The sequence below is a fragment of the Actinomadura sp. J1-007 genome (assembly GCF_009793335.1).
Classification (GTDB): Bacteria; Actinomycetota; Actinomycetes; order Streptosporangiales; family Streptosporangiaceae; genus Spirillospora; species Spirillospora yumaensis.
On record NZ_WING01000001.1, the window covers coordinates 895414 to 913499 of the forward strand.

Annotated in this window: 13 protein-coding genes; 6 read left to right on the top strand and 7 right to left on the bottom strand. The window is 73.6% G+C overall.

Annotation, left to right across the window (positions count from 1 at the left end):
* Positions 1-8: 8 nt before the first annotated feature.
* On the bottom strand, positions 9-1244 hold the full coding sequence (gene dxr, locus GEV43_RS04040) for a 1-deoxy-D-xylulose-5-phosphate reductoisomerase (RefSeq protein ID WP_160824289.1): 1236 nt from the start codon (positions 1242-1244) through the stop codon (positions 9-11).
* 214 nt (positions 1245-1458) lie between these two features.
* Here dxr and GEV43_RS04045 point away from each other — a divergent pair, with 214 nt between their 5' ends.
* Positions 1459-2451 (top strand): serine protease, encoded by a 993-nt coding sequence (locus tag GEV43_RS04045; protein WP_160819533.1) that lies wholly within the window; start codon positions 1459-1461, stop codon positions 2449-2451.
* 10 nt (positions 2452-2461) lie between these two features.
* On the opposite strand, the gene GEV43_RS04050 is transcribed toward GEV43_RS04045, so the two are convergent.
* The 3 genes from GEV43_RS04050 to GEV43_RS04065 all read right to left on the bottom strand — a co-directional run bounded on the left by GEV43_RS04050 (position 2462) and on the right by GEV43_RS04065 (position 6941).
* The gene (locus tag GEV43_RS04050; protein ID WP_160819534.1) at positions 2462-3964 is read right to left on the bottom strand and encodes a cell wall metabolism sensor histidine kinase WalK; all 1503 of its coding nucleotides are present in this window, start codon (positions 3962-3964) and stop codon (positions 2462-2464) included.
* 715 nt (positions 3965-4679) lie between these two features.
* Positions 4680-6107, bottom strand: a complete 1428-nt coding sequence (locus GEV43_RS49380) for an extracellular solute-binding protein (RefSeq protein WP_309239998.1) — start codon at positions 6105-6107, stop codon at positions 4680-4682.
* Positions 6108-6590: 483 nt separating this feature from the next.
* Entirely contained in the window at positions 6591-6941 is a 351-nt protein-coding gene (locus tag GEV43_RS04065; RefSeq protein WP_160819535.1) for a hypothetical protein, read from the bottom strand.
* Between the two features lie 385 nt (positions 6942-7326).
* Here GEV43_RS04065 and GEV43_RS04070 point away from each other — a divergent pair, with 385 nt between their 5' ends.
* On the top strand, positions 7327-8805 hold the full coding sequence (locus tag GEV43_RS04070) for a phospholipid carrier-dependent glycosyltransferase (RefSeq protein WP_160819536.1): 1479 nt from the start codon (positions 7327-7329) through the stop codon (positions 8803-8805).
* Here GEV43_RS04070 and GEV43_RS04075 read toward each other — a convergent pair.
* Both GEV43_RS04075 and GEV43_RS04080 read right to left on the bottom strand, forming a co-directional pair.
* Complete coding sequence (locus tag GEV43_RS04075; RefSeq protein WP_160819537.1) at positions 8741-10252, bottom strand: CoA-acylating methylmalonate-semialdehyde dehydrogenase; 1512 nt, start codon at positions 10250-10252, stop codon at positions 8741-8743. The two genes, GEV43_RS04070 and GEV43_RS04075, sit on opposite strands and share 65 nt — an antisense overlap.
* A complete protein-coding gene (locus GEV43_RS04080; protein ID WP_160819538.1) occupies positions 10249-11556 on the bottom strand; it encodes an aspartate aminotransferase family protein in 1308 nt (435 codons plus the stop codon). The genes GEV43_RS04075 and GEV43_RS04080 overlap by 4 nt, the downstream gene beginning before the upstream one ends.
* 156 nt (positions 11557-11712) lie before the next feature.
* Here GEV43_RS04080 and GEV43_RS04085 point away from each other — a divergent pair, with 156 nt between their 5' ends.
* Positions 11713-13320 (top strand): PucR family transcriptional regulator ligand-binding domain-containing protein, encoded by a 1608-nt coding sequence (locus GEV43_RS04085; RefSeq protein WP_160819539.1) that lies wholly within the window; start codon positions 11713-11715, stop codon positions 13318-13320.
* A 25-nt stretch (positions 13321-13345) separates the two neighbouring features.
* Here GEV43_RS04085 and GEV43_RS04090 read toward each other — a convergent pair whose 3' ends face one another.
* Complete coding sequence (locus GEV43_RS04090) at positions 13346-15340, bottom strand: NAD(P)/FAD-dependent oxidoreductase (protein WP_241682776.1); 1995 nt, start codon at positions 15338-15340, stop codon at positions 13346-13348.
* 181 nt (positions 15341-15521) lie between these two features.
* On the opposite strand from GEV43_RS04090, the gene GEV43_RS04095 reads away from it, so the two are divergent.
* Genes GEV43_RS04095 through GEV43_RS04105 form a run of 3 tightly spaced genes read left to right on the top strand, consistent with a single transcriptional unit; the run spans position 15522 to position 18086 of the window.
* Positions 15522-16451 (top strand): aminoglycoside phosphotransferase family protein, encoded by a 930-nt coding sequence (locus tag GEV43_RS04095; RefSeq protein WP_160824291.1) that lies wholly within the window; start codon positions 15522-15524, stop codon positions 16449-16451.
* A 50-nt stretch (positions 16452-16501) separates the two neighbouring features.
* On the top strand, positions 16502-17257 hold the full coding sequence (locus tag GEV43_RS04100) for a GNAT family N-acetyltransferase (protein WP_160819540.1): 756 nt from the start codon (positions 16502-16504) through the stop codon (positions 17255-17257).
* A 52-nt stretch (positions 17258-17309) separates the two neighbouring features.
* On the top strand, positions 17310-18086 hold the full coding sequence (locus GEV43_RS04105; protein WP_160819541.1) for a methyltransferase domain-containing protein: 777 nt from the start codon (positions 17310-17312) through the stop codon (positions 18084-18086).

Here is an 18086-nt window from a genome sequence, read left to right on the forward strand (position 1 = left end):
CGCCGGGGTCAGCCCTCCCGGGTCAGCTCCCGCGCCCTGGCGCGCGCCCGCTCGTCGGCCGCGAGCACGTCGTCCAGGGTCAGGCCCTCGCGCGTGCCCGCCGCCCGTTCGTCGGGCACGTGCTCATCCACTACCCGCGAGATCGTGTCCACTATCCCGAGGAACGGGAGCCGTCCGGCGCGGAACGCCTCGACGCACTCCTCGTTGGCCGCGTTGTAGACGGCGGGGGCGACGCCGCCGAGCGTCCCGACGCGGCGGGCGAGCGCCACCGAGGGGAACGCCTCGTCGTCCAGCGGGAAGAACTCCCAGGTGTGCGACCGGGTCCAGTCGAGGCCGGGCGCGGCGTCGGGGACGCGGTCGGGCCAGTGCATCCCGAGCGCGATCGGCAGCCGCATGTCGGGCGGGCTGGCCTGGGCGAGCGTGGAGCCGTCGGTGAACTCGACCATCGAGTGCACCGCCGACTGCGGGTGCACCATCACCTCGATCCGGTCGAACGGCAGGTCGAACAGCAGGTGCGCCTCGATCACCTCCAGGCCCTTGTTGACCAGGGTCGCGGAGTTGATCGTGATGACGGGCCCCATGTCCCAGGTCGGGTGGTTCAGGGCCTGCTCGACGGTGACGCCGGCCAGCTCGTCGCGGCTCCGCCCGCGGAACGGCCCGCCGCTCGCCGTCACCACCAGCCGCCGCACCTCGTCCGCCGTGCCGCCGCGCAGGCACTGGGCGAGCGCCGAGTGCTCGGAGTCGACCGGCACGATCTGGCCGGGACGGGCCCGCCGCTTGACCAGCGGCCCGCCGACGATCAGCGACTCCTTGTTGGCCAGCGCGAGGGTGCGGCCCGCGTCCAGGGCGGCGAGCGTGGAGGCGAGGCCGAGCGCGCCGTCCACCCCGTTCAGCACGGTGTGGCAGGGCCACGCCGCGACCTCCGCCACCGCCTCCGGACCGGCGACGATCTTGGGGATGGCGTACTCGCCGGCGGCGTAGCCGCGCCGCTTGGCCTCGGCGTAGAAGGCGAGCTGGAGGTCCTGCGCGGCCGAGGCCCGCGCCACCGCCACGACCTCCGGGCGGAACTCCAGCGCCTGCGCGGCCAGCAGCTCGACCCGTCCGCCGCCGGCCGCGAGCCCGACCACGCGGAACCGCTCGGGGTTGCGGCGGATCACGTCGAGGGCCTGCGTGCCGATCGACCCTGTGGAGCCGAGCACGACGAGGTCACGAGGGGCACCTGGGGCGGCGCCGGGAGAAGGCATCACGGACCCATTGTCGGCCATCACCGGCCGCGCCCGCGGACGCCCCGCGCGACGCCCGCCGCGACCTGCGGGGACGGCGAAGGCCGCCAGAGATCGACTGTCACCTTTGTCCAGATATGCCACTAGTCGCACTGAAGATCGCGAAAGTAACTTCCGGGTCACGGACAGTATCGCTGCCCGGCCTCACCTCCCCGCTCCCCCGAACGGAGGCCACATGAGACGCTCCCCACGGGCCGCGGTGCTCACCGCGCTCGGCGGCGCCGCGCTCGTCGCCCCGATGCTCGCCGCCGCCCCCGCCTCGGCCGCGCCCGCCGCTCCGGCCGCCGTCCCGGCCGCCGGGCCCCTGCCGTCCCCCTCGGTGCGGACCCAGGCGGCGGACGCCGCGGCGCGGCAGCGCGTCCTGAGGTACTGGACGCCGCGGCGCATGCGGTCGGCCACGCCCATGGAGCGGCTGTTCAAGCCGAAGGGCGCCGGGCTCGCGGACGTCCGCCGCGGCCTCTCCAAGATCGTTCCGATGTCGGTCCCGAACGGCGGCGCGCCCTGGACCGGCGGCGGCGCCGTGGCGAAGACGGCCGGACGCGTCTTCTTCACCTACCAGGGCCGTACGGCGTCGTGCTCGGGCGACGCGGTCACCAGCGCCAACCGGAGCACCGTGGTCACCGCGGGGCACTGCGTGAAGCTGGACGGCGCGTGGCACACCGACTGGGTGTTCGTGCCGGGCTACGACAACGGCCGGCGCCCGTACGGGACGTGGACCGCGAGCAAGACGCTGTCCACCCCGCAGTGGACCGCGAGCGAGGACCTCAACTACGACGTGGGCGCCGCCGTCGTGAACCCCCTGGACGGCCGGAAGCTCGTCGACGCCGTCGGAGGGCAGGGCATCGCGTTCAACCAGGCCCGCGGCCAGACGATGTACTCGTTCGGCTACCCGGCCGCCGCCCCCTACGACGGATCCAAGCTCGTCTATTGCAGCGGGAAGGTCATCAACGACTTCCTCACCAGCAAGGACATCGGGCTGCGCTGCGACATGACGGGCGGGTCGAGCGGCGGGCCGTGGTTCCTGAACTTCGGCGAGCAGGCCGGGACGGGCATCCAGAACTCGGTCAACAGCTTCAAGTACAACCTGCCGCTGCTGTCGGACTACATGTTCGGCCCGTACTTCGGCGCCGACGCCAAGAACCTCTACGACACGGCCCAGTCCTCCTGAAGCACGTCCGTCAGCCAGGGCCCGGGTCCGCGCCGGGCCCTGCGCCGGGGCCCGCGCCGGGACCGATGCCGGCGCGCGGGTCGGTGAGGAGGGGAAGGCGCAGGACCAGGCGGGCGCCCCGGCCCGGGCCGGGGACGTCCATGTCCGGGTCGTCGGCGACGTAGAGGCGGCCGCCGTGCGAGGTCGCGATCTCGCGGGCGATGGGCAGCCCGAGGCCGCTGCCTCCGGCGTCCCTGCTGCGCGCCGAGTCGAGCCGGGTGAAGCGCTCGAACACGCGCTCCCGGTCGTCCGGCGGGATGCCGGGGCCGTCGTCGGCGACCTCGGCCACCGCCTCGCCGCCCTCCGCCCACACCGCCACCTCCACCTCCGACGCGGCGTGCCGGTCGGCGTTCGCGAGCAGGTTGACCACGGCGCGGGAGAGCTGGAGGTGGTTGGCCTCGACCAGGACGCCGGGCTCGATGCGCGCCGTGACGGGCGCCCGGGGCGTACGGCGCGCCAGCTCGTTCTCGACCAGCGCCCCGAGGTCGAGCGCCGCGCGGCGCGGCTCGACGCCCGAGTCCAGCCGGGCGAGGGCGAGCAGCGCGTCGACGATCTGGTGCAGCCGGTCGGTGTCGCGCAGCGCGTACTCCAGCGTCTCGACCAGGTCGGTCTCTTCGGGGGCGGTGAGGGCCAGCTCGATCCGGGTCCGCAGCCCGGTGATCGGGGTGCGCAGCTCGTGCGAGGCGTCCGCGGCGAACCTGCGCTGCTGCTCGGCCGAGCGCTCCAGCCGGTCCAGCGTCTCGTTGAGGGTGCGGGCGAGCCGTTCGACCTCGTCGCGGGTGGCGGGCACGGGCATCCGGCGGCTCAGGTCGGACGCGGTGATCTCGGCCATCTCCGCCTCGATCCGCGCGACCGGCCGCAGCGTCCGCCCGACGGCGCGCCAGATCCCCCACGCGGTCAGGGCGAGGACGACCGCGCACAGGCCCGCCATCACCGCCTCCAGGACGAGGTTGCCGAGCAGCCACGGCTCCGGGACGGCCGCGTACACCGTCACGTCGCCGTAGACGTCGGAGATGATGTCGAACCCGACCACGGTCACGCAGTCGGGCACGAGGTCGCTGCGCTGGCACACCTTGGTGTCGACGCGGGTGTCCCTGCGGCTCGGTCCGGCCGTCGTGATCGGCGGCGCGCCCTCCAGCGACGCGCTCGACGCGACGACCCCGCGCGTGTCGTCCGAGACCACCTGGATCAGCAGGACGCCGTTCTCCGCGGGGATCGGCGCCGGCAGCCGCGACGAGGTGGCCTGGACGGCGACCTGCCTCGCCGCGCGCGCGGCCGTCTCGTGCAGGTGCCCCCGGACGAGCCGCTGGAGCACGACCGCCGTCACGACCACGGCGACGAGCAGCAGGGTGCCGATCACGCCCATCGCGACGAGCGTCACGCGCGCGCGGATCGAGCGGGGACGGCGCGGCCGGAGCCGTTCCCACCCGCCGGACGGCCCGGACGGGTCCGGCGAGGCGTTCCGGTCCGGCATGTCTCCTTTGTATGCGGCGGCCGTCAAACCGGCGGCAAAGGCCGCGCCCCGATCGCGCCTCGGCCCCGCGCGGCCCCCGCGCGGTCCCTGTACGGCCCCCGCGCCGCCTCGCCTCGGCCCGCCGCGCCAGCGCTCGCGCGCCCGCGCGTAACCCTCGATGATCTTGCCTGCGCGCCGACACGGCAGCCTTTGCCGCCACTTTCACCTGCCGTAACGGGCAGAACACACTTCGCAGCCTATAAAGGAATCACGTGAAGTCGACTCCCGCGAGGGGGATGGGCATGGGCCGGGCAGACGAGCCGACGTTCGATCCGACCACGCTGACCACCGCTCAGCGTGACGGGGAGGCGTGCGCCGTCTGCCGCAAGAAGTGGCCCAGGCCGCGCCACCGCGTCGGCCGCCTGCCGGATTCATCAGGGGTGTTCGCGTGCGACGACTGCGCACCCGCCCTGCCGGCACCCCGCGCGAAGCGGGCGCCCCGGGAGACGGCCACGAACGCCGGAGCGCCGGCCGCGAGGCCGGTCCCGGCGGGGGCGACGGTCTCCGGATAGGACCGCCGCCTCGGAGGTCTCTCCAGGAGGAGGGTGACCCGGGCATTCGGGGGGAAGCCCGGGACCACCCCACAGGCGCGCCCGGCTGGGGGCGGCCGGGCGCGCCGGAGAGACCGTCCCCGCCCGCCGGGCGGCCCGGAGCGCTCGCCCGCGAGACCGCCCCCTCAGAGCTTGGTGGCCTCGATCCACTTGCGCGTCCACTCGGCGTAGTCGGTGCAGCCGCGCTTGCCGCCGCCGTCCTTGCCGCGCTTGCCCGCGCAGGTCTTCGACGGGGTGTGCGCGAAGACCACCTCGTCGAGGTAGCCGCGGTCGCCGACCCGGTACGCGTCGCAGAACCCCGGCTTCAGCCGGTCGCCCGCGCACGCCTGCGGGTTGGCCGGGGCGACGCCCGCCCACTCGGCCACCTGCTGCTGCACGTCCGGGGACGCGGTCCACTGGAGCCACTGGTACATGCAGCTCGGGTGCTGGACGCGGGCGCCGATCATCCAGGCGTCCATCCAGCCGGTCACGCCCTCGGACGGGACGACGCCCCGCACCGGCTTGCCCGACCGTCCGAGCACGTCCACCTGGTACGGCCACGCCTCGCCGAGCACGGCCGGCGGCTCCCCGCGGTCGCGCACGACCGGAACGCCCTGCGACGCCGAGGCGCCCGGCGAGGCGGAGGGCGAGGACGAGGCGGAGGGGCTAGGCGTCGTCACGCCGGGCGCGGGCGTGCCGGAGACGGGCGCGGACGTGCCGGAGGGCGGCGGCGTGGACGCGGGCGCGGCGGAGCCGGGGGCGGCGGAGCCGGGCGCGCCGGACGGGGACGGGGCGACGGTGCCGCCGTGGCCGGTGCCTCCGTCGGCGAACGCGCTGACCGCGTCGGCCGGCGCGGACCAGTAGTGCTTGACGTGCGGGCGCTGCCGGGCCAGCACGCGGACGGCGGCGTCGAGCTGCTTCGGCGTCAGCGAGTACGGGTCGCTGATCTTGAGCTTGCGCTCGGCGCCCTTGAGGTAGAGGGCGGCCTCGGCGATGGCGAGCGGGCTGTCGCGCATGACCAGCCGGCCGGAGTAGCGGCGGGCCTGGCCGGGGTCGAACAGCGCGGCCCAGCTCGCCGGCGCGGGCTGCACGGCGCGCGTGTCGTACATGAGCAGGTTGGAGCCCCAGACGTACGGGACGCCGTAGTACTCGCCGTCCTTCCTGAGCAGGGCGCGCAGGCGCGGCTCGATCTTCTTGAACCCGTCCACCAGGTCGGGGTTGACCGCGACGACCTGCTTGTCGGCGACGAGCTGGCCCGCCACCTCGGGCGGGGCGGAGACGCCGTCGTAGCGCCGGCCCCTGTCGTGCATCAGGTCGGCCATCTCGCGGGGGTCGCGGGCGAGCTTCCAGGAGACCTTGCAGCCGGTGCGCTTCTCGAACGGGGTGACCCAGTCGACCCGGGGGTCGTTGCCGCCGTTCTCCACGAAGCCGGACAGCGACACCAGGTTGAGGCTGCCCTCGCCGGGGCCGAGGGTGCTCGCCACCTTGACCGTCCCGGCCTGCTCGCCGCCGCCGCCGCTGCACGCGGAGAGGGCCCCCGCGACGATCACCGTAGTCGCCGCCAAGGCCGTCACCTTGGCTGTCAGCCGCATGTCGCTCCCGATCCGTCCGCGCCGGCTCCGTCCGCGCCGGGCCCGCTCCGTCCGGAACGGCCCGTCGGCGCAGCGTAGCGCCTCCCGCATCGCGGGGCCGCGCCCGCCCGCCGCGCCGCGTTCGCCCGGACGGGGCCGTTCCGCCATTCCGGGGGCGGCCGGGGCGGCCGGCGAATCAATCGCCTGCCATTCGGCGCTTTTTCGTCCGGACGGCGCCGCCGGACGGATGATTACCGACGATCACGACAGTCCGCAAACACGGTCAATGGTTTTTTGGAGCCATTCGTAGCGGGGATTTCGGACGGGAATCTAAGGCGGACGTGAAACCGCCGCGACCCGGGGGGCAGCGGGTGCTGGCGTCCGCGCCACACACGGAGGTTGCTGGAGAGGGATGTGGCGCGGGCTACTGCCCTACCCGGAGCCGCGGCGGCACCGGCGGACGTGGCGAGGTTGGGGAACAGCGGATCACCTTGCAGTGCTGCCTGGCCACGCGATCACCGGTACCCGGCGGAACGGCGACGGTGTGACGCCCTCGAGACGGAGGAGATTCGAGGGTCGGCGCACGTCCTGCCGGGGCTCTCGGGACGGCCTGAGGCCGTCGGTGACGGAGTTGCGGACGAGTGGTGCGGTGTGCTGGATCACCTCGATCAGCGCGATGAGCCTCTGCGGGGTCTCGGCCTCGACGAAGTCCCCGGTGTCGCGGTCGCGCGGGGGCAGCGCCCACCAGTGACCGGTGCACAGGCCGAACCAGACGGTCCAGCCGGGGTAGCGCCTGCCGAGGGCTTCCACCTCGGCGGCGTGGCCGTCAGCAGTCATAGCGCGGCTCCCTGCGCCGGGCCCCGTGTCTCCGGTTCTGACTCCGGATCCTGACCTTTTATAATTCCATCCCAATTAATTGAGACAGTCAGATTGTGTCGCCGGGCACAGAGCCAGTCAACACTTGTAGCTATTATTTATCCAGCCGTTGGAGACGAAAATTGACGACGAAAAGCCACGGCGGACAGAAAGTCCCCACCGGCCGGACCTGCCCGTTCTCACCGCCCGCCATCCGGCGTTCACCCCGGTGTCACCGCCGGCCCCTAGCGTGGCGGACCTTGTGACCGAGGACAGGACGAACGGGACACACCTCCCCCGCCGGATATTCGTAGCCTTTAAGACACCGTGGGCGTTTCATCCGCGCACGTCAGGCCGGGCGCGGCCGGTGGCGGTGGCAGTGGCGCGGCACGCGCCGTTCGCGGTGGCGGTGCTCGGCGGCGCCTGGCTGCGGTGGACGGCACAGCGCGGCTACCCGAAGGGGCTGTGGTTCACCGGCGACTCGTACTTCTACATCGGCTACGCCCTGTCGCCCTACCCCTCGCCCAGCAAGACGCTGGGCTACCCGTTCCTGCTGCGGCTGATGGAGCCGCTGCACAGCCTGGGCTCGGTCACGGCCCTCCAGCACCTGATGGGCCTCGGCGTGGCGGTGATGTTCTACGCGGTGCTGTGCCGCGCGGGGCTGCCCGCCTGGGCGGCGGCCGCGGTGAACGTGCCCGTGCTGTACGACGCGTACCAGATCGAGCTCGAACACCTCCTGATGTCGGAGGCGCTGTTCACCTTCCTCGTCGCGGCGGCGCTGACGCTGCTGCTGTGGCGGGTGCGCGACCCGCGCGCCGGGCCGCCCTGGTGGGCGGCGCTCGCCGCCGGGCTCGTCCTCGGCTACGCGGTGCTGGTGCGGTCGGCCGGCGCGCCGCTGATCCCGGTGCTGCTGCTGTGCCTGCTGGTCCGCCGCCGGGGGTGGCGGCCGGCGCTGGCGTTCGGGGCCGCCGCGGCCGTGCCGCTCGTCGCGTACGCGATGTGGTTCCACTCCGAGCGCGGCACGTACGCGCTGACGACCAGCGACGGCATCTACCTGTGGGGCCGTACGGCCGGCTTCGCCGACTGCGCGCGGATCCGCCCGCCCTCGCACGAGGAGGCGCTGTGCCTGCCGCCCGCGCTCAAGGCCGAACGGGACGCGCCGGGCCATCTCATCTGGCGTTCGGAGATCCCGCCGCACGTGCTGTACGCGAGCGTCGTGGACCCCGAGGCCAACACGGCGCTCCGCGACTTCGCGGTCCGCGCGATCCTCGCCCAGCCCGGCGACTACCTGCGCGCGGTCGGGGACGGGCTGGGCATGGCGTTCGGGACGCACCGCGAGCCGCACCCGACGGAGAACACCGAGGCGCTCTACCACTTCCCGCGCTCGCCGCAGTTCTTCCCCGGCGGACGGAGCTGGGGTGGCGGGCACGGCACGGCGCTTTCGGACGCGATGCGCTACGGCCGGACGGACACCCCGAGCGAGGTCGTCCGCCCGCACGCGGACCGGATGATCGACTACCAGCGGCACGCGTACCTGCCGGGCCCGGCGCTCGGCGCGCTGTTCGCGCTCGGCGCCGCCGGGATCGCGGTCGCGGTCCGGCGGCGCCGGGCGGTGCTGATGGCGTGGGGCTCGGCGGCGACGCTGCTGGTCTTCCCGATCGCCTCCGCCGACTTCGACTACCGGTACGTGGTCCCGTCGGCGCCGTTCGCCTGCCTGGCGTTCGGCCTCGCCCTGTCCTCCGGGTGGGCGGCGTGGGAGCGGCGGCGGGAGGGGCGGCGGGTCAGCCGTTCGTCGGGAAGCCCAGGTTCACTCCCCCGTGGGACGGATCGAGCCACCGCGCCGTGACGGCCTTCGTGCGCGTGTAGAAGTGGACGCCCTCCATGCCGTGCGCGTGGCTGTCGCCGAACAGCGACGCCTTCCATCCGCCGAACGAGTAGTACGCCATCGGCACGGGGATCGGCACGTTGATGCCGACCATGCCGACCTCCACCTCGTTCTGGAAGCGGCGCGCGGCCCCGCCGTCGTTGGTGAAGATCGCGGTGCCGTTGCCGTACGGGTTGGCGTTCAGCAGCTCCATGGCCGCCTCGTACGACCCGGCCCGGACGATCGACAGCACCGGGCCGAAGATCTCGTCCTTGTAGGCGTCCATCTCGGGGGTGACGCGGTCCAGGACGCTCGGGCCGAGCCAGAAGCCGTCGCCCCCGCCGCCGCGCACCGGCGCGTCGCGCCCGTCCACGGCGAGGACGGCGCCCTGCGCGGCGCCGCCGTCGAGGTAGGAGGCGACGCGGTCGCGGTGCTCGCGGGTGACGAGCGGGCCCATGTCGGACGCGGGGTCGTCGCCGGGGCCGACGGTCAGCTTCGCGACGCGTTCGCGGATCTTGGCGATCAGCTCGTCGCCGACCGGGTCGACCGCGACGACGACGGAGATCGCCATGCAGCGCTCCCCCGCCGAGCCGAACCCCGCCGACACGGCGGCGTCGGCGGCGAGGTCGAGGTCGGCGTCCGGCAGGACGACCATGTGGTTCTTCGCGCCGCCGAGCGCCTGCACGCGCTTGCCCTCGCGCGCGGCGGTCTCGTAGACGTGCCGGGCGATCGGGGTGGAGCCGACGAAGCTGACCGCGCGGACGTCGGGGTGGCGCAGCAGCCCGTCCACCGCGGCCTTGTCGCCGTGCAGGACGTTGAACACGCCGTCGGGCAGGCCCGCCTCGGCCCACAGCTCCGCGAGCCGCACCGACGCGGACGGGTCCTTCTCCGACGGCTTCAGCACGAACGTGTTGCCGCACGCGATCGCCACCGGGAACATCCACATCGGCACCATCGCCGGGAAGTTGAACGGCGTGATCCCGGCGCAGACGCCGACGGGCTGGAGGATCGAGTACGCGTCCACCTTCGAGGAGACGTTCTCGGAGAAGCCGCCCTTCAGCAGGTGCGGGATGCCGCACGCGAACTCGGCGACCTCCAGGCCGCGCGCGACCTCGCCCGCCGCGTCCGACACGACCTTGCCGTGCTCGGACGAGATGATCCGGGCCAGCTCGTCGCGGTGCTCGTGGACCAGCTCGCGGAAGCGGAACAGCACCTTGCCGCGCTGCGACAGCGAGGTGTCGCGCCAGCCGGGGAACGCGGCCCTCGCGGCGGCCACGGCGGCGTCCACGTCGGCGGGGGCGGCGAAGTCGACCGCGCCGGAGACCCGTCCCGTGGACGGCTCGTAGAGGTCGCCCCGCCGGTCGGCGGTCCCGGCGTACGGCTTGCCGCCGATCCAGTGGGTGACGTGCTTGGCAGGGGTGTCGGTCATGATGCGGCGGCCTCGTTCACGTGGTCCAGGGAGTCGGTCAGGATGCCGAGGCCCTCGGCGGCCTCGGCGTCGGTCAGGGTCAGCGGCGGCGCCATCCGTATCACGTTGCCGTACAGGCCGCCCTTGCCGACCAGCAGGCCCCGCTCGCGGGTCGCCTCCATCACCGCGGCGGCGAGCCGCGGGCTCGGCTCGCCCGTCGCCGGGTCGGCCAGCTCGACGGCGAACATCAGGCCCTTGCCGCGCACGTCGGCGGCGATCGCGAGCCGTTCCGCCGCGGCGCGCAGGCCGCCGATGATCGTCTCGCCCTGACGGGCGGCGTTGGCCTGGAGGCCGCGGTCCAGGACGAGGTCGAGCGTGGCGTTCGCGGCGGCCATGGAGACCGGGTTGCCGCCGAACGTGGACAGGCCGAGCGCGTGCAGGCCGTCCATCAGGTCGCCGCGCGCGACGACGCCGCCGACGGCGAAGCCGTTCCCGAGCCCCTTGGCGAACGTCATCATGTCGGGCCGGACGCCGTGGTTCTCGATGCCGAAGAAGCCCTGCCCGGTGCGTCCCCACCCGGTCTGCACCTCGTCGGAGATGAACAGGATGCCGTGCTCGTCCAGGACCTCCTTGTACGCCGCGAACAGGCCGTCCGGCGCCATCGTGAACCCGCCGACGCCCTGGATCGGCTCGGCGATCAGCGCGGCGACGTCGGGCCCGGCCGCGGCGGCGAGCACGTGCCGCAGGTCGTGCACGCACGCGTCGGCGTACGCCCGGTCGTCCATCCCGGCGAACTGCGGGAGGTGCCGGTCGGCGCCGTGCAGGAAGTGGACGCGCAGCGGCGAGTAGGACAGGTTCGTCCAGGCGCGGTTGCCGGTGACGCCGATCGCGCCGAACGACCGCCCGTGGTACGACCCGCGCATCGCGAGGACCTCGTCGGTGCGGCGCGCGTACGCGGCGATCAGCAGCGCGGTCTCGTTGGCCTCGGTGCCGGAGTTGGTGAAGAAGACCTTGGCGTCCGGGATGCCCGACAGGCGGGCGATCTTCTCGGCCAGCTCGACCTGGCCGCGCAGCAGGTAGGCGGTGGAGGTGTGCACGACGCCGGTGGCGAGCTGCCGCTCCACCGCCTCGCGCACCTCGGGCACGTCGTACCCGATCATGTTGGTGAGGATGCCGGTGAAGAAGTCGAGGTAGCCGTTGCCCTCCGCGTCGGTCACGCGGTTGCCCTTGCCGCCGGCGATCTCGATCGGTGCCTCGTAGTTGAGCGCCATCCAGCCGGGCATGACGGCACGGTGGCGCTTGAGCAGGTTCGCGTGTTCCGACATGGCCCAAGTCTCGTTCGCGCGTCCGCGTCCGGCTACCCGCAGAGTGTCAACACACGGGCCCGCCGGTTGACGGTGTGCCAGCCTCCGTCCCTCACCTACATCATGTAACACAATCGTCTTGGAAATTAACACCCTGTAGGATTATGATCCGGAACGATGCTTCCCACCCTCGACGACGTCCTCCACCTCGACGCGGTGCGCCGGGGGCAGCCGCGCGTCGTCGCGGGCGCCGACCGCACCGGCAACCGGGTCCGCTGGGTGCACGTCGCCGAGGTCGCCGACATCGCGCACCTGCTGCACGGCGGCGAGCTCGTCCTCACCACCGGCATCGCGCTCCCCGACGAGCCCGAACGGCTGCGCGCCTACATCGCCGAGCTGTCCGAGGTGGGCGTCAGCGGCCTGATGATCGAGCTCGGCCGCCGCTACGCCTCGTCCCCGCCGCCCGCCCTCGTCTCCGCCGCCGAGGACCACGGCCTCCCGGTCGTCGTCCTCGCGCACGAGCCCGCGTTCGTCGACATCACCGAGTCGGTCCACGCGCGCATCGTCCAGGACCAGTTCGCCGAGCTGCGCGCCTCCGAGCAGCTCCACGAGATCTTCACGCAGCTCTCCGTCGAGGGCGCCTCCACCGACGAGGTCGTCCGCCAGGTCGCGGCGCTCGGCGGCCATCCGGTCGTCCTGGAGAACCTCGCCCACCAGGTCCTCGCCGCCGACGCCGACGGCGGCGACCCCGCCGAGCTGCTGTCGGCGTGGGAGACCCGCTCGCGCGCCGTGCGGCCCGAGCAGCGCACCGGCTACGACGCCTCGTCCGGCTGGCTCGTCACGACGGTCGGCGCGCGCGGGGAGGACTGGGGCCGCCTGATCATCACCCTCGGGTCGCCGCCGACGCCGCGCGAGACCGTCCTCATCGAGCGCGCCGCGACCACCCTCGCGCTCGGCCGCCTGCTCGACCGGCACGCCGAGAGCGTCGAGCGGCAGGCGCACGGAACGATCATCGCCCGCATCCTCGCGCACAGCTACTCCGACCCGCAGGAGGCCGCCGCCCGCGCGCGGGCGCTCGGCGTCCCCCTGTCGGGCCGCCGCCTGCTCGGCGTCGTGCTGCGCCCCCGCACCGAGTCGCTGCCGACCGAGCTGCCCGAGCTCGCCGAGGTCGCCGCCGCCGCGTGCAAGGACGCCCGCCTCGCCGCCCTGGTCGGCGTCCTCGGCGAGGGCGGCGCCCAGGCCCGCGTCGGCGTCCTCGCCTCGCTGCCCGCCCGCACCGACGTCGAGACCGCGCTGAGCGAGGTCGCGGCCCGCGTCCGCAAGCAGTCGGGCGGCGACTGCGTCATGGCCGCCGGGTCGGTGGTCGACTCGATCCGCGACGTCCGGCGCTCGTTCCAGGAGGCCGAGCAGGTCGCCGACGTCGCCTGCCGCGGCTCGGGCGGCCGGCTGTTCTACCGCCTGCCCGACCTGCGCCTGCGCGGCCTGCTGCACCTGCTGCGCGACGACGCGCGCGTCCAGACGTTCGTCGAGCGCGAGCTCGGCCCGCTGCTGGAGTACGACGCGCAGCGCGGCAGCGACCTCACCCGCATCCTGGAGCTCTACCTGGAGGCGGGCCGCAACAAGGCGGTCGCGGCGCAGCTCGCCCACCTGTCCCGCCCCGCCTTCTACGAGCGCCTGCACCGCATCGAGCGGGTCCTCGACGCCGACCTGGACGACGTGGAGTCGTGCGCCTCCCTGCACGTGGCGCTGCTGGCCCTCAGCTCCGTCCGCTGGGAACGTTCCTGACCGCGCCGCCCCGGCGGGCGCGCGGTCAGGGCAGCTCGCGGACGGCGCGCCAGGCGGCGTCGATCGCGGCGTCGGCGTACGCGCGGTTCTCCGAGTCGGAGTTGGCGATGGTGACGCGCCCGTACGGGCGGCGGCCCGCGACGGACGGGAGCGGGCCCTGGGGCCAGAACCAGGCCCACGGGCGGCCGTACTCCAGGGCGTAGCCGTGCCCCCAGCGGTTCACGGTGATCGCCTGGATGTCCCTGGCCGGGTCGAAGCCGCCCGGGGCCAGCAGCCGGGTGAGCTGGTCGCGGATGGACCGCTCGTAGCGGGAGAACGGGCTGCCGAACAGCTCGCGGCGGCCCGGCCCGATCCCGCCGCGCGGGTCGCGGTAGCCGGGCGAGGTCGCCATCCGGATCATGTGCACGAGGACCGGCTGCCCGGGGTCCCTGGAGAACCGGTAGCCGCCCATGCTGACGGGGTAGTCCAGCTCCGCCACGCACCAGTCGCCGCTGGTGAAGCGGGTGTGGTAGATCTTCAGCCGCTCCCAGGCGCGCCAGTCGCGCAGCTGCACCATCGCGTAGATGACCGGCAGCTTCGTCCCGTAGAACAGCGCCTGCTTCTGCTCGGACGGCAGGTCCTGCATCAGGTACGGGACCATGGTGTTGTAGCAGGCCATCACCACGCCGTTCGCGGTGCAGCCGTAGACCCTGCCGTCGCGGTAGAAGTCGACGTTCACCGTGGGCGCGGAGACGTCGCCGCCTTCGTGCTGCACGCGGACGCACGGCGCGTTGAGGCGCAGCCGCACCTCGTTGCCCTGGACGTCGAGCTTGGAGTAGTCGAGGCGGGCGAGCGGCTCCTGCTCCATGGTCGCGGGCGCGCCGGTGCCGGGGATCAGCCGTCCGATCAGCAGCTTGCAGATGCCGTTGTTGCCGTCGGGGAAGTGGTAGATGTACGGCTCGTCCTCGTTCCACTGGAGCCGCACCGTGGGCCCGCAGTAGGGGTACGGCTCCTCGGTGCGCTTGAGCTTCAGGCCGGAGAAGCCGGGGTAGTCGGAGGCCCACGAGTCGATGGCGCCGAACGCGTCGATGCCGAAGCCCCACTCGTCGCTGGTGTAGGTCTGGAGGTAGTTGAGGACCTCGTCGGGCATGCGCGCGTAGTCGCGCAGGTACTCCTTGTAGGACAGGCCGACGAGCCGCAGCTTCTTCTGCTCGTCGGTGAGCCCCGGCAGGTAGTCGCCCGGCTTGTCCTGGAGCGTGAGGAACGCCGCCTTCGCCGCCTCCGACATCGGCGCGTCCCTGAACGTCTCGGCGGTCTGGCGGTCGCCGTCCATCACCGCGAGGTAATCGCCGGCGAAAAGGTCGCGGGTGAAGAACTCGGAATCGTTGAGCTTCCAGCGGTCGTTGAACTTCTGGTCGTAGTACTTCTCGAACTTGCGGACCTCGACGCCGAGTTCGGCCAGCAGCCCCTTGGCGACCGGGCTCCACACCGACGGCCCCTCGATCGACTGCGAGCCGCCGTAGCCGATGAGCAGCTCGCCGTTCGGACGGAACTCGTTGCGCCGCGCGTGCCCGCCGAAGTCGTCGTGGTTGTCGAGGATCAGCACCTTGGCGCCCGGGTGCTCGCGGCGGTAGAAGTACGCGGCGCTGAGCCCGCTGATCCCGGCGCCGACCACGACCAGGTCGTAGTGCTCGCCCGTCTTGTGGACGCTGCGGCTGCCCTGGTCGCCCTCCCAGAAGATGCCGTCCCGGAGCTGGTGCGGGATCTTCATCGCGGGGTTGGCGCTGCCCCGCAGGCCCGTCATGGCGGGCGGGTACGCCGGGTCGCCCTGGCCCGAGTAGCGCCAGCCGTCCGGCGGGGAGGTGACCGTGCTGTGCAGGCCGCCCCACGAGCCCGCCGCGCATCCGGACAGCGCCCCGCCCGCGACCGCCGCCCCGGCGGCGACGGCCATTCCGTCGAGGAAGTCCCGACGGCTGATCTTCCGGTCCATTCCGAGTTCCCGGTCGGAATGGACGGGCTCGTACGAATGATTCTCCGACATGATCCCCCGATCACCGCCCCCTGGAGAGATCTTCCACGGTGCGGACGAACGAAAACAAGCACCGCACCAAAGGCCCGATTTCCCGCAATTCCGGGGCATGCTCCGCTCGCGGCCCTCACCTGGCGGCGCGAAAAAGGAGTAGGGGACACGCGGCCGGTTCCGCGATGATCGGACCGTGACGCTGCCGAACGCCTACCGCATCGAGGTGCCCGCCCTCCTCGCCGAGATCCAGGCCAAGTGCAACGGCGAGGCGGGCAGAGCATGGGTCGAGGCGCTGCCCCGGCTGGCGCGGACCGCGCTGGAGCGGTGGGACCTGCGCCCCGACGGCGGGCTCATGCACGGCTGGGCCGGGCTCGTCGTCCCGGTGCGCCGGGCGGACGGGACCCCGGCGATCGTCAAGCTGCGGCTCGTCGACGAGGAGACCGAGGGCGAGCCGCTCGCCCTGCGCGCGTGGGGCGGCCGCGGGGCCGTCCTGCTCCTGGACGAGGACCCCGCCACCGGCGCCATCCTGATGGAACGGCTCGGCACCAGGTCACTGCTGTCGGTCCCCGACCCGGACGAGGCGCTGGGCGTCCTCAGCGATCTGCTCGCCCGGCTCGTGGCGCTGCCCGCGCCCCCGGGCCTCCGGCGCCTCGCCGACATCGCGCGCGACATGGTCGCCGAGGCTCCGGCCGCCGCGGAGGAACTGGGCCGCGACCGCGAGCGCGCCATGCTGGCCACGGCGGCGGACGTCGTCCGGGACCTGCTGGACGAGCCCGGCGACCGCCTCCTGCACTGGGACCTGCACTACGAGAACGTCCTCGCCGGGACCCGCGAGCCGTGGCTGGCGATCGACCCGAAACCGCTGGCGGGCGACCCGGGCTTCGACCTGATGCCCGCCCTCCACAACCGGTGGGAGGAGATCGTCGCGAGCGGCGACGCGGCCCGCGCCGTCCGCCGCCGGTTCGACCTGATGACCGAGCGGCTCGGCCTCGACCGCGCCCGCGCGGCAGGCTGGACCCTCGGCCGCGTCCTCCAGAACACCCTGTGGGACATCGAGGACGGCGAGGACCGCATGAGCGACGTCCAGCTCACCATCGGCGAGGCCCTCCTCCCAAGGATCCGACCATGAAGTTGCACGCCGCCTGGCTGGAGGGGTGAGGGGTGGACGTTCGGGACGCTATGGAGCGCAATCTCGCGGAGCATGCCTGCCATCTGCACCGGCGGGCGCCCGGGATGACGGTGGCGGAGAGCGCCGATCTGCTCGTCGCCGACAGCGGGTTGGACGACGACACGTTCAACATCGTCGCCGCCGCGCGCTTCGCGCCGGGGAGCGAGCGTGCCCGTATCGCGGAGACCGTGCGGGCGTTGAAGGCGACGGGGCGGCCCTTCTCGTGGTGGACCGGGCCGGCCTCGCGGCCCGCCGACCTGCCCGAACGGCTGGAGGAGGCGGGCCTTGCGCCGTCGGAGCGGGAGACGGCGATGTGGGCGGAGCCGGGCGACGTTCCGGCGCACACCGGGGAGCTGGAGATCCGCACGGTGGACGGCGCGGCCTCGCTCGCCGACTACGCGGCGGTCCTCGCCGCCCTCTGGGACCCGCCCGCCGCGACCGTGCGCCGCTTCCACGAGGTGACCGAGCCGTACGCGCTGGCGGACGGCTCGCCCGCGCGGTACCTGGTCGGCTACCTCGACGGCGTGGCGGTGTGCTCGGCGGAGGTGTTCCACCACGCCGGGGTCGCGGGCATCTACAACATCAGCACGCTGAGGGCGTACCGGCGGCGCGGGCTCGGCGGCGCGATGACGCTGGCGACGCTCCGCGCGGCGCGCGAGCTCGGGGCGGTCGCGGTGCTCCAGGCGTCGGCGGAGGGCGAGCCGGTCTACCGGCGGCTCGGCTTCCGGCCGTGCGGGACGTTCACCGAGTACGCGATCATTCCCTGAACCTCCCCGGGGCCCGCACACGATCTCCATATCCGTCTGGTTCGGTCGGGCCATGGCGGAAACAGCGCGGCCGGACCCGATCGGCTATCTCGACGACGTCGCCGCGACCCGCGCCGGCGCGGGCTACAAGCGGTACATGCTGGACTCGCTGGAGATCCGGCCCGGCCACGCCGTGCTCGACGTCGGCTGCGGGCCCGGCACGGACCTGCCCGCCCTCGCCGAGGCCGCCGGGCCGTCCGGCGAGGTGACCGGCGTCGACCGCGAGCCCGCGATGGTGGACGAGGCGCGGCGGCGCACGGCCGGGCTGCCGGGCGTGCGGGTGCTGCCGGGCGACGCGCACGCCCTGCCGCTCGGCGCGGGCAGCGTGGACCGGGCGCGCATGGACCGCGTCATGATGCACCTGGACGACCCGGCGCGGGCGCTCGGGGCGCTGCGCGGGGTGCTGCGGCCCGGCGGCCTCGCCGCGTTCGCCGAGCCCGACTGGGACACCCTCGCCATCGACCACCCCGAGGTCGAGTCGAGCCTCGCGTTCACCCGCTTCGTCGCCGAGAGCGCCAACCGCAACCGCGCGATGGGGCGCCAGGTGCCGAGGCTGGTGGCGGACGCGGGCTTCGAGGTCCGTTCGGTCGTGAACGCGGCGCCGGTCTTCCGCGACGCCGCGACCGCCGAACGCGTCCTCCATCTGCGGCGCAACACCGCCCGCGCCGTCACCGCCGGCTACCTGGACCAAGACGCGGCGGAGCGCTGGCTGGCCCACCTGGAGGGCACGGGGACGTTCATTGCGACCGCGTCGTTCGTCATCGTGGTCGCCGCGAACGGCGCGCCCTGA

What these genes read in the sequence shown, in the direction of transcription:
- dxr (WP_160824289.1), bottom strand. Translation starts at nt 1,244, where the DNA reads ATGCCTTCTCCCGGCGCCGCCCCAGGTGCCCCTCGTGACCTCGTCGTG.
- GEV43_RS04045 (WP_160819533.1), top strand. Translation starts at nt 1,459, where the DNA reads ATGAGACGCTCCCCACGGGCCGCGGTGCTCACCGCGCTCGGCGGCGCC.
- GEV43_RS04050 (WP_160819534.1), bottom strand. Translation starts at nt 3,964, where the DNA reads ATGCCGGACCGGAACGCCTCGCCGGACCCGTCCGGGCCGTCCGGCGGG.
- GEV43_RS04065 (WP_160819535.1), bottom strand. Translation starts at nt 6,941, where the DNA reads ATGACTGCTGACGGCCACGCCGCCGAGGTGGAAGCCCTCGGCAGGCGC.
- GEV43_RS04075 (WP_160819537.1), bottom strand. Translation starts at nt 10,252, where the DNA reads ATGACCGACACCCCTGCCAAGCACGTCACCCACTGGATCGGCGGCAAG.
- GEV43_RS04080 (WP_160819538.1), bottom strand. Translation starts at nt 11,556, where the DNA reads ATGTCGGAACACGCGAACCTGCTCAAGCGCCACCGTGCCGTCATGCCC.
- GEV43_RS04085 (WP_160819539.1), top strand. Translation starts at nt 11,713, where the DNA reads ATGCTTCCCACCCTCGACGACGTCCTCCACCTCGACGCGGTGCGCCGG.
- GEV43_RS04090 (WP_241682776.1), bottom strand. Translation starts at nt 15,340, where the DNA reads ATGTCGGAGAATCATTCGTACGAGCCCGTCCATTCCGACCGGGAACTC.
- GEV43_RS04100 (WP_160819540.1), top strand. Translation starts at nt 16,502, where the DNA reads ATGGAGCGCAATCTCGCGGAGCATGCCTGCCATCTGCACCGGCGGGCG.
- GEV43_RS04105 (WP_160819541.1), top strand. Translation starts at nt 17,310, where the DNA reads ATGGCGGAAACAGCGCGGCCGGACCCGATCGGCTATCTCGACGACGTC.